The organism is Vibrio hyugaensis (genome assembly GCF_002906655.1).
Lineage (GTDB): Bacteria > Pseudomonadota > Gammaproteobacteria > Enterobacterales > Vibrionaceae > Vibrio > Vibrio hyugaensis.
Genome location: NZ_CP025795.1, coordinates 575,636 through 591,842, shown reverse-complemented (window position 1 = coordinate 591,842; position 16,207 = coordinate 575,636). Strand labels below are relative to the sequence as shown.

The 16,207-nt window shown below is 43.9% G+C and carries 13 protein-coding genes; 4 read left to right on the top strand and 9 right to left on the bottom strand.

The features are described from left to right. Window positions 1-62: 62 nt before the first annotated feature. Window positions 63-260: a hypothetical protein gene (locus C1S74_RS19865; protein ID WP_038876674.1), complete on the top strand. Its 198-nt coding sequence runs from the start codon at window positions 63-65 to the stop codon at window positions 258-260. Window positions 261-401: 141 nt separating this feature from the next. Here C1S74_RS19865 and C1S74_RS19860 read toward each other — a convergent pair whose 3' ends face one another. The 6 genes from C1S74_RS19860 to C1S74_RS19835 all read right to left on the bottom strand — a co-directional run bounded on the left by C1S74_RS19860 (window position 402) and on the right by C1S74_RS19835 (window position 11,764). After that, window positions 402-1,460: a toxic anion resistance protein gene (locus tag C1S74_RS19860; RefSeq protein WP_045397179.1), complete on the bottom strand. Its 1,059-nt coding sequence runs from the start codon at window positions 1,458-1,460 to the stop codon at window positions 402-404. 15 nt (window positions 1,461-1,475) lie between these two features. Continuing rightward, entirely contained in the window at window positions 1,476-2,180 is a 705-nt protein-coding gene (locus C1S74_RS19855) for a phospholipase D-like domain-containing protein (protein ID WP_045397176.1), read from the bottom strand. Then, a complete protein-coding gene (locus tag C1S74_RS19850; RefSeq protein ID WP_045397173.1) occupies window positions 2,181-7,043 on the bottom strand; it encodes a DNA repair ATPase in 4,863 nt (1,620 codons plus the stop codon). Window positions 7,044-7,101: 58 nt separating this feature from the next. Further along, a complete protein-coding gene (locus C1S74_RS19845; RefSeq protein ID WP_045397171.1) occupies window positions 7,102-9,189 on the bottom strand; it encodes a flotillin family protein in 2,088 nt (695 codons plus the stop codon). A 21-nt stretch (window positions 9,190-9,210) separates the two neighbouring features. Next, window positions 9,211-9,651, bottom strand: a complete 441-nt coding sequence (locus C1S74_RS19840) for a DUF1449 domain-containing protein (protein ID WP_231565425.1) — start codon at window positions 9,649-9,651, stop codon at window positions 9,211-9,213. 652 nt (window positions 9,652-10,303) lie between these two features. Next, entirely contained in the window at window positions 10,304-11,764 is a 1,461-nt protein-coding gene (locus C1S74_RS19835; protein WP_045397166.1) for a glutathione synthase, read from the bottom strand. Between the two features lie 186 nt (window positions 11,765-11,950). On the opposite strand from C1S74_RS19835, the gene C1S74_RS19830 reads away from it, so the two are divergent. Then, window positions 11,951-12,472, top strand: a complete 522-nt coding sequence (locus C1S74_RS19830; protein ID WP_038865060.1) for a DUF2058 domain-containing protein — start codon at window positions 11,951-11,953, stop codon at window positions 12,470-12,472. Between the two features lie 64 nt (window positions 12,473-12,536). Here the strand turns inward: C1S74_RS19830 and C1S74_RS19825 are convergent, their stop codons facing one another. Together C1S74_RS19825 and C1S74_RS19820 are read right to left on the bottom strand one after the other, a co-directional pair. Further along, complete coding sequence (locus tag C1S74_RS19825; RefSeq protein ID WP_045397163.1) at window positions 12,537-12,986, bottom strand: YHS domain-containing (seleno)protein; 450 nt, start codon at window positions 12,984-12,986, stop codon at window positions 12,537-12,539. An 84-nt stretch (window positions 12,987-13,070) separates the two neighbouring features. Continuing rightward, window positions 13,071-13,463 carry a ribosome recycling factor family protein gene (locus C1S74_RS19820; RefSeq protein ID WP_045397162.1) on the bottom strand — a complete coding sequence of 131 codons (393 nt, stop codon included), beginning with the start codon at window positions 13,461-13,463 and terminating at the stop codon, window positions 13,071-13,073. A 235-nt stretch (window positions 13,464-13,698) separates the two neighbouring features. Between C1S74_RS19820 and C1S74_RS19815 the strand changes: the two genes are divergently transcribed. Both C1S74_RS19815 and C1S74_RS19810 read left to right on the top strand, forming a co-directional pair. After that, window positions 13,699-14,133: a DUF6795 domain-containing protein gene (locus C1S74_RS19815; RefSeq protein WP_045397650.1), complete on the top strand. Its 435-nt coding sequence runs from the start codon at window positions 13,699-13,701 to the stop codon at window positions 14,131-14,133. Next, window positions 14,134-15,279, top strand: coding sequence for a lipase family protein (locus C1S74_RS19810; protein ID WP_045397160.1), 1,146 nt, complete (start codon window positions 14,134-14,136; stop codon window positions 15,277-15,279). Window positions 15,280-15,286: 7 nt separating this feature from the next. Here the strand turns inward: C1S74_RS19810 and C1S74_RS19805 are convergent, their stop codons facing one another. Next, window positions 15,287-16,153: a LysR family transcriptional regulator gene (locus C1S74_RS19805; protein WP_045397158.1), complete on the bottom strand. Its 867-nt coding sequence runs from the start codon at window positions 16,151-16,153 to the stop codon at window positions 15,287-15,289. Window positions 16,154-16,207 lie beyond the last annotated feature (54 nt).

Below are 16,207 nucleotides of genomic sequence, written 5' to 3'. Positions count from 1 at the left end.
TTCTTAAGTTGGAGTGTAATAAACTGGCTGCATATTCAGAATGCAAATTTAGGAGAACGCTCGTGTCTGATGAAACTACAAAACAAGAAGTGACTGTTGTTGATATTAAGATGCCATTTATGTCGATGGTGATCTTTATGGTCAAGTTCGCTATCGCTTCAATCCCTGCAATGATCATTCTAGGGATCATCTTCAGCATTTTAGGGATGATATTTGGCGGAATGTTCGGTGGCATGTTCCATGGTTCTGGTCACATGTAAGCGCATCACCGCTGATGTGGTTCTGTAAACTCGGCATAAAACCACGCTGTCTCTTTTACCAAAAAAATCACTCCCTATTTTCTATTACTAGTTAAAAGTATATAAAAAACGAGTAAGGGAGTGATTTCTTGATGATTCACCTTACAAGGTTTGCTGAAGCGCTTGTTTAAGTTCCGCCTCTGCTCGCTCAATCACTTGCTGAGCCTGCTCACGTTGCGCTCTGCCTTCCTTCACTCGCGATAGCGTATTGTTCAGCGTTTCTATCGTCAGTTGATTCACGGTCTCTAGAGAATCGAGGTCGAGAATGCCACGCTGGTAGTTTTCTGCAATTTGTTCTTCTAACGCCTTCAGTTTCTCCGCGTTTTGTACATATTGCTTATTGGTGTAATCCTTCACCGCGCGCGTTACCTTCAACGCTTTCTCTTTTTCGTAATTGGAAATCGCAATCAAGAATTGGCGCTTCCACAACGGGAAGGTGTTGTGAACGATATCTTGAATGTCTTCCATCAGCATTTTATTGCCTTCTTGAGACAATCGAATCTGGGGCGCGGTTTGGATGGCAGCAAGGCGAGTAAGCTCAAGGTTATGCACGCGCTTCTCTAAACGCGCAACGGCTTGGGTCGCATCACGATATTTCTGGGCATCCAACGCGTCACCACTTTGCTCAGATTGTGCCAGTAAGCTTGGTAACACATTCTGAGTAAGCTGATTTAACTTATACTTACCAGCGGCAATGTACTGTTCTAATCCGCCAAGTAGATCTAAGTTGTGGTCATAGAGCGTATCGAGTTGGGTAATATCATGAGCCAACTTCATTTCTTGCGCTTCTAAACGCCCTGAAAGCTGTTCCAGTTGGCTCTTCACTGAATCAAAACTAGCCGAGAATTTTTTGAATGAATCAAAAAGCTCACCGACTAGAGGAAGTCTCGATAACAAGCTGGTTTTGCCTAAATTAGAGAATTCAGCGCTGTCCATGGACGACACCATGGCATGCAGGATATCGCCAGCTTCACCACTATCTCGAACACGAACTTGCTCTAATACTTCGTCAGAGAAAGCGGTGATTTTTTCTAGTGCTTCTTTACCAAAAGTGATCGTCGCCACACTGTCAAACGCATCAAATTGCTCTGCTAGCGCGACGATTTGAGGAGTAGCGTCCACCTCAAGTACCTGATGTTCAGAATTCATCAATTCGGTCATGGGATCTCCCTATATTTATGACGGCTTATGGCAAGGGAACTTTTGCCATAACGTTTCAAATTGTCTTGAGAACGCAGAAACAAACCTGCGATCGTCGGTAAGCGTGATATCTTCCTGATTGTATTTAGAAGCACTGCGCGTCCAGTTAAAGCTGCCATTGATCAACCGTTGTTGATCGAATATCGCGAACTTATGGTGCATATGGTATCGAGTGGTATCAATTTTAACCGCGACACCTTGTGCTGCAAGATATTCAACATCACTACCTTTATCGTACATTTTGTCGTTGTCGGTCACGATTCGGACCGCCACACCTCTTTTATGCGCCGAAAGGATCTGATCGGTTAGGTCATTATCTGCAATAGTGAAAACGCAGATATCCACTGAATGACGAGCCAGTTTCAGCTGTTCAATGATGCCGGACGCGCACGCTCTACCCGGTGAAAACCAACTTGACGCGGTATCTGCTAAGTTCGCACTCATTACATTATCTAAGACTTTGACCACTCGCTCTAACCAGCGAACCAGAGCAGCAGCATCGCCCTGGTTTTGTATTTCTTGTTGTACAAGCTTAAAGCTCAAATTCCGCAGGTATGAGCGGTCTTCATGACTTAATACCGAATCCTGCAGCTCCGATTGAAGTTCTCTTCGCTCACTATCATCTAGGCGGTAATCTTGTATCGAGGCCTCTAACCACGCTGACCATTTCTGTCGATTCATTTAGCTTCCCTCCTGATCATGACGACCAAATCGAGCAACATGTTGATTCAGCATCGCAAGTTGCTGCACCACCTGTCCTGCTCGGTCTTCGGAATCACCCATCATTTGCTGACGCTGATACCCTTCTTTGATTTCAGACCAACGAGCTTGCTGTTCATCCGTCATGTCACCGCGTAACTCTGCAAGTTTGAGTAGGTTCTCTTCAGTGCCCGCAGCCAGCGTTTGCGCTTCACCCTGATAGTGATCTTGAAGCAGCGTGTTCATCTCTTGGTCGGTCATCACTGACGATATTTTCTCCGCCAGTTTATTCATGTTTCGATACGAGCCTTGCAGCTTAAACGGCGGTTCAACGCGATACTGGTCCGCTGTTGCGGCTGACTTGATGTACTGCTGGTTCACCTTCAAGACAATTTGCTGCGCCATGATCAGTTTTTGTAGGGTCGTCACGATCTCGCCAGATTCAATAGCAGAGTAAGAATGGCTCATCTCACTCAGCGCGATGTTTTCCCCCTCAGCCATTCTGACAAAGCGGTACAAATCATTCAGATCTCGTGTCGCTAAAGGCGCAAGAACATTGTTGGATGTGAGCGAGTTTTCGATGAAGCTTAAATCGAAGATCGCTTTTTGGTCAGACAGCATATCACCGAGGTTGTAGATGTCCGCACGGTTAGCCAACATATCCGGGATTCGGAACGCTTCACCACTCTCGGTGTACGGGTTACCCGCCATCACGACGGCAAACTTTTTGCCACGCATGTCGTAGGTTTTCGTTTTCCCTTTCCATGTTCCCTCTATTCGACGCGTGCCATCACAGAGTGAGATGAATTTCTGTAAAAACTCAGGATGGGTATGTTGAATATCATCCAAGTACAGCAACACGTTGTTGCCCATCTCGAACGCGAGGTTAATTTTTTCAATTTCACGCGCCGCATTTTGATCGGGAGCATCGGCTGGATCGAGGGATGTCGCTTGATGACCGATGGAAGGGCCATTGATCTTCATGAACACCAAGCCTAATTTGTGCGCAACATACTCAATTAACGTCGTTTTACCGTAACCAGGCGGAGAGATAAGAAGTAGCATACCCATCAAATCAGTACGCTTTTTGTCGCCTAACGTGCCCATTTGCTTAGCAAAGTTGTCACCAATAAGAGGTAAGTAACTCTCACTGATCAACTTGTTGCGAACAAATGACGTCAATGGGCGAGGTTTGAATTCACCAAGACGAAAGTCTTCTTTGGCAGAGCTCAGCAACTGGGTACGCTGCGATAGATAGGCTTCGAAGTTCGGAACCACCGAGCTTCGATGATGCTCGTTTCTTTGAATAAAGTCATCCAACACGAGCTCTACACTGCCCTTATTTATTCGAGCGTGTTCTCCCAATAACCCCTCGACATGACACACCAATGAAAAGTCGACACTACCTAACCTTTGCTCAGACATGGTATTCACGACAGCAACCGTTGCAGCCTCACACGCGAATGCCTGACCGTATTGCTTTTTAGTAGTGTACGCACTGAGCCACTGGTGGTGATCGTTAAATGATTCAGTAAAGCTGAGCGGTTGAGGTTGCCAGCCCAAACTGCGTCTGAATTGCAAATAATCTTCACAGAGAGAAAGAGAATCCTGACTCACTTCGATTTGCCAATCTTGCTCACTCAATAGCTGCGCAAGGTAGTCAGCGGCTTCATGTTGATCATCATTTAGGGAATCAACCAGTTGTTTTTGCAGCTCTTGATACGCTTGCGATGCATTTAAATGCTCTCGTAATAACTTAGCGTTTTGTGCCTGTTGTTGATAATGCTCTATTCGTTCAGCATCTTGCTCCAATAACCACAAGATGGCTTTTGAGCGAGCAGTTTGGCTGTAACGTAGTAAACCCGCTTGCTGATAAACAGGCAGCACTTTAAGTAAAATGTTGACTGCATCGTGGTCGTGGATACCTTTGACGTACCCTTCTCGATAACGTGGTGCCGCAAAGCGTTGGACGAGTTCATTCAACTTATCTTCTTTCAAAGCTTCATAAAGCGTTTCTAGGCTCTGCCCATCTTGATTGATAGAAGCTTGATGCAATATCAAATACGCCAGATATTCCGCTCGATAGACATCTTCACTTTCTGAGGCTACGTCTAAACGAGAAACGGTTTGCAAGTCGAGGAATGCTTGGTCTTCTACCGCTTGGTAAAAATCCGTTCCGGAAATGTGTAACGCCAATTCACCACTTTGATCGACCAAACTAAGGTCAAGTGGTTGCTGGTTCACACTGAACCGATGCTTGCCCAAACGCAGAACGGTTCCACCTTTCTCGAAGATGTCTTGGTTATCTCGTAACGCTCGCAAAGATTGGTCTTGAAGCGATTTCAATTTTGCGTCAACACTATCAGCTTTCACACTATCGCCAAGGTCACGAATAGTCTGAGACAACTGTTGTAGCTTAAGTACCATTGCATCAGTAGCAAAGTAACTATTTAGCCCTGCGACATCATCAAATCGTTCAACGCGCTTTTCTACACTGCTCATAGTGACATTCGCCGCTTGGAGCAAGTTTTGAACTCGACGTTGTTGACCCGCTATGAGCTGTTGCTTGTGGTTATCCAGTGTCGATTGGATCTCATCACGCTTTGAATATATTTCGGTCAAAAACTGGTCGAAATCTGCAAAACGCGACTCTAACTTATCAAGTTGCCCAACAAGCTTAGCAAGTTGAGTATCACAATCATCTGGCGTTAATGCTTGCTCCATTGCACTGCTCACCGATTGGCTGAGCAGCTTAAATTGAGCACTAAATTCCGCTTGAGCTTCTTCACTTTGTAAGCCTTGAGATTTTGCTCTTAGCTTCGCTGAAACAGTATTAAGTAAAGACGTTACTTCTGTCGTAAGGTCTAAAATTCGAGTCGCTTGTGTCGGGTCTTCGGTTTCGATGTCTGTAACTTCTTCCGTCACTATTTGAAGCTCATGACGAAGTGTTTCCACTTCTTCGCTGAGTTTCTGAATCTCCGCCGTTTTGCTCACTTCTTCGAGTTGTAACTCGATTTTCTGAATTTGCTTCTTGAACGGGACGTACGCTTTTTCGTCCTGAAGAAGAGTGAGCAAGTGTAGGTTAAGTGACTCACGCTGTGCCTGTAATTCTTCAAGCAAACGGTCGACTTGAACCTCATCAATATAATGCTGCTGACGGAGCGACATAGTCACGCCAACTTGCCCTTTTACCTCACTAAGTAAACTCAGTAGCGTGTTCGCTTGCTCTTTGGGTGCCAGTTTGATTTTCCCGATAAGCTCGGAAACCGCAGATTTTTGCTCATCAAGACTGCTTGCTGCATGTTTTTGTAGCTGTTGAACTTTGGCAAACTCATCGATGATCTTATCGGTAGTCCCCATGAGTTCATTGATCGCACTGCCTATTCCACAAGCGTAATCATGATTGAGCCAGGTGTAGTGATCGAGCGTTGAACGACACTGCTTTATCAGTACCTCATAGGCCGCTTGAGTCACCTCTTCACTCTGTGCTAATTGGCAAATCGAGAGTACAGAAGACAGTGCTCGCACTAGCTCAGTATTACCAAGATTGAAAAGCGGACTACTGCCTTGAGTTTGCGCATTGACCTTCGCATAGTGCTCTGGTGTAGAAAATGGCGTATCCCAAATTCTCATTGGGTGGATGGTAGACGCTTCTTCATTTTCTGACAGTTGAAACACTAACCAGCGGCCATCTGGGTATAAGCTGTAACCGTGGCTTTCCATTGGCGCTTCAAATTTCTTTTCAATCAAGTTGTAGGTGTAGGCGATGTAATAACCTTCAACGGCGTTGAAAAAGATATAAAGAATGTCTTCACCATTCGGTGACGTGATCTGTTGGAAAAACTTGAGCTGGTCAGCTTCAAAGGCGAACTGTTTGTCTTCGCCATTTGATAAAACATAACCATTAGCGTAAAGCACACCATGATCTTCAGGTAACGTTTTTGCACTTGCCCTTAATGCATCAGCCCTTACGACGGACTGATTCACTGAATTGTAGAGGAAGTATCGAGCGTGTTTTTCTCGGTTTGGCTTTACTCGTAGCGCGATTAAGTCTCCGACAAACGCGTAGTCGATCTGTGCATCAGCAACGCTTTGATGAGGATCTTCAACTTCCTCTCTGTAGATACCTTTGCCATCTTTGGTGTTGTCTTCCACCTTGATGGTTAAGTCCCCACCCACACATTCAACAAACAGCTTATCTTGAAGAGATACATGCGGGTGATCGCCAAGCACATGATCATCTCGCGTTGTTGGGATCCAATCAAAATCATGTTGAGGAACACTGGTTAGCGCATTTTGCCCCAAAGAATCAATGTACTCGATAGAGTGGGCGTTGATCTGAAAACGAAATACTTTCCTGTCTTCCGGGCGCATTCCGATTTGGAAGGCGAGGTAAAGCGTGCTTTCTTGACGAGAGATTTGAGAAAGCCTCGCGTCTCGGTAGTAAGTAAACAGTTCCGACAATTCATGGGTAAAACGAGAATCCGATAAAAAACTGGATTCAAGTGGGAGACGTTCTACACGAAATGTACCTTCATTTTCATGGAGGAGATAAAGCCCGAAGACATCATCCAATGAAGGCGTCGCTTTCATCCCGACTTGGACATGATAACCGAACAGTAAATGCTGGTTTACCTGAGCCATGTCGATCGGAATACACTTGGCATCGGTTTGAACATTGACCTTGCCGATCAAGTTAAAATCTTGACCGCCAAACGTTTCTTGACGTTGCTGATTGAAGGATTGGGAGAGAGACTTTAGCTGGCTGCCTTGCTGCAACAAACGCGTCTTTAAAACATCGTATGCACCAGCATCACTCACCGCTTTTTGAGTCATATCTGACATGCTAATACCTATAAATCCCGCTTGCGAGGAAGCGGGATTTCTTAGAGAGAATGAAGGGTTAAGATTTATCGCTGGTTGTTGTGTCTAATGAGCTTTGAATTTTCTTCATCAGCTCCGCGGCGCCACCTTGTGAATTCAGCAACCCCGCTAAAGCAACGTTGCTCAAATCACTGCTTTTCAGTTCTGTACTCTCTAACACGTCTTTGATGTCTTGTGGCAGACTACGGTTTCCATTCACATAGTCTGAAACCAATGGGTTAAGGACTTCTGACTCATTAAACTTCGCATCAACGACAGCGGCATCCATGATAGTGCGACGGATTTGCTCCATCCCTTCACCACCAAACAAACGGATATCAGCTTTAGACAAGGCTTCACCCAAGGCTTGAGCGTTCGCCCCAACCACGGTTTTCTGAGCGTCAATACGCGCCATTTCAAGGTCTTTCTCTTGCTGTAGCTGCATAACCCACTTGTCGTGCTCACGAGTGTGATCATCGTATTGTTGAGCAGCCTCAAAGCGAGCAGTTTGCGCTTCTGCTTCTGCCAAACCTTTCGCACGCAGTGCTTGCGCTTCCGCTTCACCCGCACTTTGCAAGGTGTAAGCTTCTGCTTCCCCTGTCTCTTTAATCGCAAGGGCACGCTCACGTTCCACTTCCACTTCAGCTAGGCCTGTTGCACTGATCATTTCTTTCTCAGCTTGTGCCATTCGCTCTTTCGCTGCCGCTTCGCGATCTTTTGATACGAACTCAGCTTCTGCACGCTTGGTCGTCACAACCTGTTCCGCTTCCGCTTGGCGAGTCTTCACCGCAAGCTCATTTTCCGCATCGCGTGTTTTCACTTTCAGCTCAGCTTCGTTTTCAATCAAGATACGTTCAGAACGCTCGCGAGCTGCATCTTTTTCAGCTCGTGCCGCAACAAGCAGTTCAATTTGAGCGGCTTCAGCGACGGCTTCAGCCTCCGTCAGTTTGATGCGTTTTTCACGGTTTACACGTTCATTAACACGTAAATTCTCTGTTTCTTCCTCTTCACGTGCAATCTTACGCTCGATTTCAACACGTTGAGAACGCGTCTCTGCAACAGACTTCATCGCTTCTTCGACCGTCGTCTCTTTCTGCATTTCTTTTTCGGCGACTTCCGACGAAGTGCGAACTCGCTCAGTCTCTACAGAACGATTTAGCTCTTCTTGTTGAATCGCGACTTGACGCTGGTTTGCAATGCGTGTCATCTCGACTTCCATCTCGACACTCTCGCGTTTCTTAGCGACTTCTTCCTCGGTTTCAAGTTCCGCTAGCTTAGTAATTCGCTCATATTCTTCACGCTTTTCAGCGGCCAACGCTTCTTCTTGCGCTTTGATAATATCGATTTCACGCTGAGTGCGAGCAATGCTCTCTTTCTCTTGTTTATCAAGCTGGAGACGGTTCGCTTCAGCCTCAACGTTTTTCTTCTTAATTGTCGTTTGCTCATCCTGACGAATCGCATTCGTTTCCGTGTTCTTTTGCGCGGTAATAGCAGAGATTTTACGAATGCCTTCGACATCGAGAATGTTGCCTGGACTGTGCGCATCTAGAGCCGTTTGGTCGACTTTATCGATCACAACGTCATAGATTTTGAAGCCGTCCATTTCACTACCGATTACTTCAACAACGGCATCACGGAACGCTCGACGATTGGTTAACAGTTCTTCGAATTCAAACTGTTTTACCGCCGTTTTAAGTGCTTCAGAAAACTTAGGTTGGAAATGCTCTTTCAGGCGATCTAGGTTAGAAGCATCATGGGCAGTAAAGAGCTTGGCAACACGGACAATGTCTTCTTCTTCATGATTCACACCGATATAGAAATCGACTTTAAGGTCCGCACGAATATTATCTCGGCAGTGCAGGCCCTCATATTCTTCGCCTTCTTGATCTTTGCGACCGCTTCGAACAACCGAGATTTTTTTACGAGTAATATCCATGAACTCAAATTTGTTGATAACCGGCCATACAAAAGTACCCGTTAAAGAAGCGCGTGTGGCATGCAGTCCGTTTACAATGAGTGCATCGCCCTCGCCTCGAACTTTTTTATATCGGGTGGTAAGAAACACAAGAATAATCAAAAAAATCCCGATACCAATTCCAAGGAATATCAGACTTGGAGAAATCTGCATAGCTGCTCCTTAATTTTCTAGCTACTGATTAATAATGTAATATTTTTTTTGTTTATTTAGAGAAACGATCACGACGTCGTTTCCATATTCAATGGGTGCATCCGACTCTAATATTCGTGCATCCAGTAAGAATTCACTGCCATTATGATGGACAATAATTTCACCGCGTTTAGCATTCACTTCACCACTGTGCACTTTTGCTTTCATCCCTACAAAATCGACCTTTGCAAACGCCTTGCTCTTATCGAAGAGTGGCGCTAATGGGCTTAATAGCTTGGCACTAATATACAAAGACAAATAGAAGTTAACTGGGATAGAAACGACTTTCACAATCATCGCTGCAGTAGAACTAATGTATTGATCTATAGAAGAAGACAAATAGAAAGACAGAATAGTGGCGAAGAAGAAGCTCACGCACAGGCCCACCGCTAGTGGGACTTTAGATAATATAGGAGGTAACAATAACCCTCCACTAAATAGATTGCCAGATTCGAATAAGTCTATATCAGCGACGGCGACATCCACGACATTGAATATGAAGTCTATGCACATTATCAAGATAAGAAAAACAAAAGGTACAAAGAACACATTGGTCGGAAAAGACAACAATATATCGGTCATTACTAGCAACAACATTCACTTACGAGGATTATCGCGCTATGTTAAAGGATCATTAATTGAGTTTATTTCCTTACCTTTTCTTTTGTGACTGACGTCGACAAATTTAAACCAAATTAAATAAAATATAATTGCATCAATAAAATAAAGTATTGATAAGATCACAATATGCACGGATAAAACTGACAAAAAACACATTAAAAATGGCTAATCAATATAAAAATACAACATAACGTTTTATTTAATTAGTATCCTATTTTCATCAAAGATGTCAGATCAAAGCAATTCATCACCCCAAATTATTGTCTAAGAGTATATTTAAGCGCGAAATTTAACTGTTTAAAAACGACATAATTGTTCACATCAGCTTTGCTATGTAGCGACGTTATAGGCAGGAATATTTGGTGATATGTTTCTTTGGACGAGCATACGTTGCGTTGTACCCATCAAAGAAAAAACACTCTCCGCGCACCACTCACGGAGAGTCTTATCTTTTTCAATCCACCAGCACTAGGGAATCCAAGATACCTTTGCCACTGTGGATGCCGCCTTCGTTTTCACTGGCGGGCTTGCTGCGAATCAAATACCCTGCATAACCATCCAGTTCAGTGACAGGCTCACCTTTGTAGTGGACGGTGAACAATCCGATTTCACTCACCAAATCATTCACAAGTGTTTGCTGACCATCGCGCACCGCAATAGTCGGCTTATCTCTTTCATGCGGATGCAAACGTTGCATCAAAGCCCAAGCGTTATATTGCTCTTTCGGTAATCGGCTCAATTGTTTTGATATGTCTTCACCAAAGATACAGTGGCCGCCACCCTCACCTTGGTTTTTTAGAACCCATTCGTCTTTGTTGCCAGAAGCGGCAAACCATTTAATGGAATCCGTGTTGATTGGCTTCATATCCGCCAATACACTTTTTACTAACTCAGCTTCTTTAGGGTTGAGCCCCCAACGCAGATACTCGCTCGCTGGCATCATGGTTAACAGCATCTGCATTGACTTACTGGTCGCGAGCTGTTGGCTGATGGTCGCATTCATCGCTACGTGATGCTTTTCCATAAACAAACGTGTTTGACTTAATGCCTGGCAGCAAATTGGCTCGTTCAGCTCTGGTGAAAAGTAATCCATGTACTGGTAACCTGCACGCAAATACACCACATCTACGCCACCGATATCTTCCAATACAAGGCGCTGACGCTCTCCCGAAGACAATTTAGAGCTTAGCTGTTCAAAAGTACGCCTTACCGTCCTAACGTCCAACTTTTGCAGTTCAATTTCTAGCAAGTGTTGGTCGTAAACATTGCCTTCGTTTTTTTGCACCACCATAAGGAAAGTCGGTGTTCCCTCTTCGTTGAAGTGAGCTTTTACTTTTTTCGCCGCAGTCGCTATTCCTAGTGCAAGTTGCTCCATACCTACATTGTCTGCTGGTATCGCATGTTCATCTTCTAACCAATCTTGGTATACGCTGCCCCATTGTGTTTTTATGAATTGATGCAGTTCCGTCGCACGTTGACCAAAAGGCGCCATCCCTGCCGCAATGCCATTAAACTCAATCACTCTTGCGCCGTGTTTACGATCATCCATAAAATCTGTTCGCATTAGCAGCAATGGCTGACGCGCAGGGGGGATACGATTGATAATGTCACCATGAACTTCACGATGTAATTCCATCAAACGGCCAAAAAATGCATCTGCTTCCGCAAGTTCAGAAAGCGAAGTCTGTAGGAAGTCATGATCTTCCGAAACATGGCTAATCAATTTGGCAATCAACGGAGTAACCGTTTTAAGGTGCTCATAAACATCACGCTCAATCGTCATGGGCACAATACTAAATGGACAATGCCTAGCCGTGTTATCGGCTTGACGAAAAGCCACTCCATGCATGATTGCCCATTCGCAGGCATCTTCAATCACTTGTTGGGAAACGTATCGGGTTTCAGAGGTGTTCATAGTTTCACTTCAAAAAAGTTTGGCCTAATTTACTTTAGACGTTAGAACTTTCAAAAAGACGCGAATTATTTGAATTAATTTCCATCTTTTTTGCTTAACAAAGATTCGAATCAAGCATCAAACGCTCTTTCTTTGCGGCTAATGACTGGTTAAAATGCACAAAATTGCGCACTAACCGGATAGAACATGGCAAAACTTACCCTTCAAGAGCAGATGCTAAAAGCAGGCTTGGTTAACGAGAAAAAACTGAAGAAAGCTAAGAAAGGCTCTAAAAAATCACGCGTTCAAGCACGCGAAGTAAAAGCGGCGGTTGAAGAGAACAAACGTCAGCAGTTAGAGCGTGACAAGCAACTTAGCGAGCAGCAAAACAACGAACGTTTGAGCAAAGAAGTCAAGGCGCAAATCATTCAGCTGATCGAAATGAACAAGCTTGATTTGAAAGATGGTGATATCAAATACAACTTCACTCACGGCACGCTAGTGAAATCTCTCTATGTCGATTCACTTGTCCGTGATCAGTTGATCAAAGGCATCTTGGCAATCGCCATCGTTGGTGAAAGCTATGTGGTAATTCCTCGTCCTGTTGCGAACAAGATTGCTCAGCGTGACGAGTCTGTGATCATCGAACAGAAAGAACCAGAAGCAGACATCCCTGCAGAAGATGACCCGTACGCAGATTTCGTCGTACCAGACGATTTGATGTGGTAAGGCTTTCTAAAAACAAATGAATAAGGTCGCTATAACAGCGACCTTTTGTTTATTAGGGTAGCCACTATTCAGCAAGCAGTTTCGGCCAATTTTTATCACCGTTGACAATGTTACCCGGAATATCCTGCTGCCAAGTGACTTGCACGGATTTGCTGTAGTTTAGGTAGAGTTTTCCATCGTGAATATTCCATGCATTTGGATCTATCTTGGCGGTATAGCCTTTGCTCACTGCCCAAGCACAATAGCCACCATATTGCGGAGCAAATTTCTCAGGATTTTTCACGAATGCCTCTCGATTTTCAGCTGATGAAAAGTACCATTTGGCATCATTCCAACGATAAGTGAAATCGCTGTCACCTTTGACTGGTTTTGATTGAGTGAAGTAGGCGACAGGGTCATAACCACGAATCGCTTTACCGAGAAAGTCGCTATAAACAAGATCAAGAGCGAAAGCAGGAAGCGTCAAACTCCCCCAAATGAAGAATACGCTAAACAGTTTCAATATCAGCTTCATAACCTTCCTTCTCTACAATATCCGATGTTTGATAATCAATCGCTTACCTATATAGACAGGGAATAGGAGAAGAAACTTTCAGGTTTATAGCATCTCAGCATCGAAACGCGCCGTTCGAGCTTGGGCGATGGTACAGTTGGTTTCCGACATTAGCTCCGCCAAAGTAATGTTTGGATTCTCCAAGACTAATCGAATCAGCTTGGCTTCCAAAGGTTCAAGCTTATCGCTGTGCTTAGCCAGGCCAACTTCCATTTTGTTGATCACAAATCGCATCGGCTCAGATTCTTCTGCTTTGATATGATCGAGGAACGCTTTTAAATCCAAAGCCTCTCCAGCGATTTGCCAATTACGCGAGCGTCGAATGCGCTTCATTTCGCACTTCTTCTCAGCCGCTATTGCTTTAGCTCGCTTAGCATGATCGCCACCAATTCGGTGAATCAAAGATGGTAGAGGGATGGATAGGTTGCGACTATTCATTTTATGGAGTTCAACGCTTCGAAAACAACGTTAATAGTACTTTCAATATTAAATTAGTCCAACGTTAGAAATGTTAATTACATTAGCAAGTGATTCGAGCCGAGAATCTCTCAAGCGTTGTTGAAAAATACGCTAGCAAAAACAAATATGGTGATTATTTTCTAATAAAGCGTGGCGTATGCGTAACCACCTACTGTTGCTAGTTTTTTTCACATTTCAAGGAATAGCGAAACCCATGGAGTTTACTTTAAGTCCTATTATTCAAGGCTCTATAAATCAAAACGGAACACCTATCGGAGGATTGAAAGTAGAGAGGACTATAGTTCATAACGGAGTCAAAACAGATACTGTCGTTACGGATGAAAACGGAGATTTCTCGTTTAGCCCAGTTCTTCTACCACCTGATCACAAACAGCATTCTCTGCAAGATATAAGAGTAAAATTGGATGTTAGTACGATATTTGATGGTAATGAAGTAACCATATGGCAATCCAAACTTCACACGTATCAAGTTTCAGAACCGATCATTAAGTCGTTGCAAAACCTAAATTGTAATCTAGTCGAGCCGCTTAAAGTATTCTCATATCCAGAGTCAAAAAATGAGCCTGTTACAAATGAGGTTTATAGTATTTGTTCTCAAAGTGAGCTCACGTTTGAGGAGTTATACTAAGTGAAAACACTCTCCCCTAAAGAAGCGCTTACATTTGCAGAGCAAGCTTACGATATCGAGTTTGATACTAAAACATTCAAACCACACCGCAGATTAGCTAAAAAGTTCTCTTTTGATGTAGGCAAAACGACCATCCAAGCACAAACTGGCTCAACTCTAGGGTTAGTTTCAAAAAGAATCTCTAATTTCGTACTTTGTGCAAAGGGGACTGGAGATCAAAATGGGCAATTTGTACTTGCATTCCGAGGTACCAACTTTGACTACACGGCAGATAAACTAACCGACCTGAATATTGGAATAAAAGGAAGTAGCAACGGGTCTAGTGCTCATGCAGGGTTTGTTAACACATTTCATAGTTTGAAAGGCCACCTCTCTACCTATATACAAAGCAATGCTAACAGCATAAAAACAGTACATTGTGTTGGTCATAGTTTAGGGGGCGCTATAGCCTCATTGTGTGCAGACTGGATTAGAGTTAACTTTAAAATCAATGTGGTACTTTATACCTTTGGAGCACCTCGTGTAGGCTTGCAACCTTACGCTCAAAAATCAACCAACTCAAACTTTGCAATTTTCCGTTGCACAAATGGTGCCGACCCCATACCAATGGTACCGTTGTGGCCATTTGTACATGCACCTATTGATAAACCAGAGTTCAGACTCGACTCATCCGTAGGTATTTTGGGAGATGCTCACAAGTTAGCATCTTCTATCGGGTATCAAAAAACACTTACTTCAGACTCTTGGCAACACATCGGAAGATCTTCGAAAATACATCTCCATAGATCTGTTAGATTAAAGTTTCAGAACAGTCATCAAGTCATGTTCAACGGTCATTGGGCTGACAAAATAGCAGCAGCATTGAGGACTCTATTAAAGGAAGCTGGATACGTTGGTTTAATTGCGATACAGGGAGCATTTGTAGGCAGTTTCACGTTCTATGATCTGGTAGCAAGATCCATTGAAAAAATCGTCCGAATTTCTGATAGGTTTAGGGAGCAAACAGAAGGGTTATTGGGGCATATGCTCCGATTTGCTGGGAAAGTAGTTCATAAAATTACTGATCTATCATTTAAGTTCATAAAGTATGTATTTAACTTATTGTTGAAGAAGTTAAATAGTTCAGTCTTCAAAGCACTACAGTAACTATTGCCTACCCCACCACAGAGACATTCTCAGCTACCCATTTAAGAAGCTGTTTTGCGGCTTTGGACAGCACTTGGTTTTGGCGAACGATGTAGCCAAAATCGGTGTTGGGGAAGCTGGGTAACGGCGTCACTTTTCTTGATAGTTTCAATCTTGGATCGAGTGAGAAGTCCGGCACAATTGCGGTTCCAAATCCGGCTTCTGCCCAATCAATTTGAGCCTCTACACTGCCCACTTCCATGACTCTATGTTTTGGCAGGTTTAGCTCTGGTAGCGATGCATCAATCAACTCGCGCGTTCGGGTATCGTGACCGAGCAATATCAGTGTTTGGTTCTCTTCACTGTTATCTCGCCAATCGAAGATGTTATCGCCGAAAGCACACCAATGAATTTGCGTCAGAGGCGTGAAATGCAGTGGCTGACTCTCTTTCTGGGCAATAACAAAGCCGATGTCTGCACGGGCACTTTTTACCAAATCCACCGCTTGCGATGAGGTGGTATTAAACAGCGCTAAGTCGATACCAGGATATTCGTTTTTGAATTGTTGAAACGGCTTGATAAGTAACAGACGCGAGACAATATCGCTCGCCGCAATCGAGAGCGTCCCTTGTGTTAAATCGTTAATGGCATTGAGATCGGATTGGCAAATTTGCAGCTCATTCAACATGTGTTGGGCGGTATCTAATAATCGCTTACCCGCTTGAGTCAATTGTACTGGGTTGCGTTCAATCAACTTGGTACGAGTGGCTTGTTCTAACTGCTTGATATGAAGACTGACATTTGGCTGCGTCATGTGCAGTTCAATCGCTGTTTTCCCGAAATGTTTCACTTCTGCCAAGGTGACAAATGTACGTAACCAGTTCAAATCCAACATAGAAAATTACCCGATATGACTTTCTTATCAAGTTAATGAGTATAATTAATTTCT

Excerpts from the sequence above, each read along its gene's own strand:
- C1S74_RS19860 (WP_045397179.1), bottom strand. The coding sequence starts at position 1,460 with ATGACCGAATTGATGAATTCTGAACATCAGGTACTTGAGGTGGACGCT.
- C1S74_RS19855 (WP_045397176.1), bottom strand. The coding sequence starts at position 2,180 with ATGAATCGACAGAAATGGTCAGCGTGGTTAGAGGCCTCGATACAAGAT.
- C1S74_RS19850 (WP_045397173.1), bottom strand. The coding sequence starts at position 7,043 with ATGTCAGATATGACTCAAAAAGCGGTGAGTGATGCTGGTGCATACGAT.
- C1S74_RS19845 (WP_045397171.1), bottom strand. The coding sequence starts at position 9,189 with ATGCAGATTTCTCCAAGTCTGATATTCCTTGGAATTGGTATCGGGATT.
- C1S74_RS19835 (WP_045397166.1), bottom strand. The coding sequence starts at position 11,764 with ATGAACACCTCTGAAACCCGATACGTTTCCCAACAAGTGATTGAAGAT.
- C1S74_RS19830 (WP_038865060.1), top strand. The coding sequence starts at position 11,951 with ATGGCAAAACTTACCCTTCAAGAGCAGATGCTAAAAGCAGGCTTGGTT.
- C1S74_RS19825 (WP_045397163.1), bottom strand. The coding sequence starts at position 12,986 with ATGAAGCTGATATTGAAACTGTTTAGCGTATTCTTCATTTGGGGGAGT.
- C1S74_RS19820 (WP_045397162.1), bottom strand. The coding sequence starts at position 13,463 with ATGAATAGTCGCAACCTATCCATCCCTCTACCATCTTTGATTCACCGA.
- C1S74_RS19815 (WP_045397650.1), top strand. The coding sequence starts at position 13,699 with ATGGAGTTTACTTTAAGTCCTATTATTCAAGGCTCTATAAATCAAAAC.
- C1S74_RS19805 (WP_045397158.1), bottom strand. The coding sequence starts at position 16,153 with ATGTTGGATTTGAACTGGTTACGTACATTTGTCACCTTGGCAGAAGTG.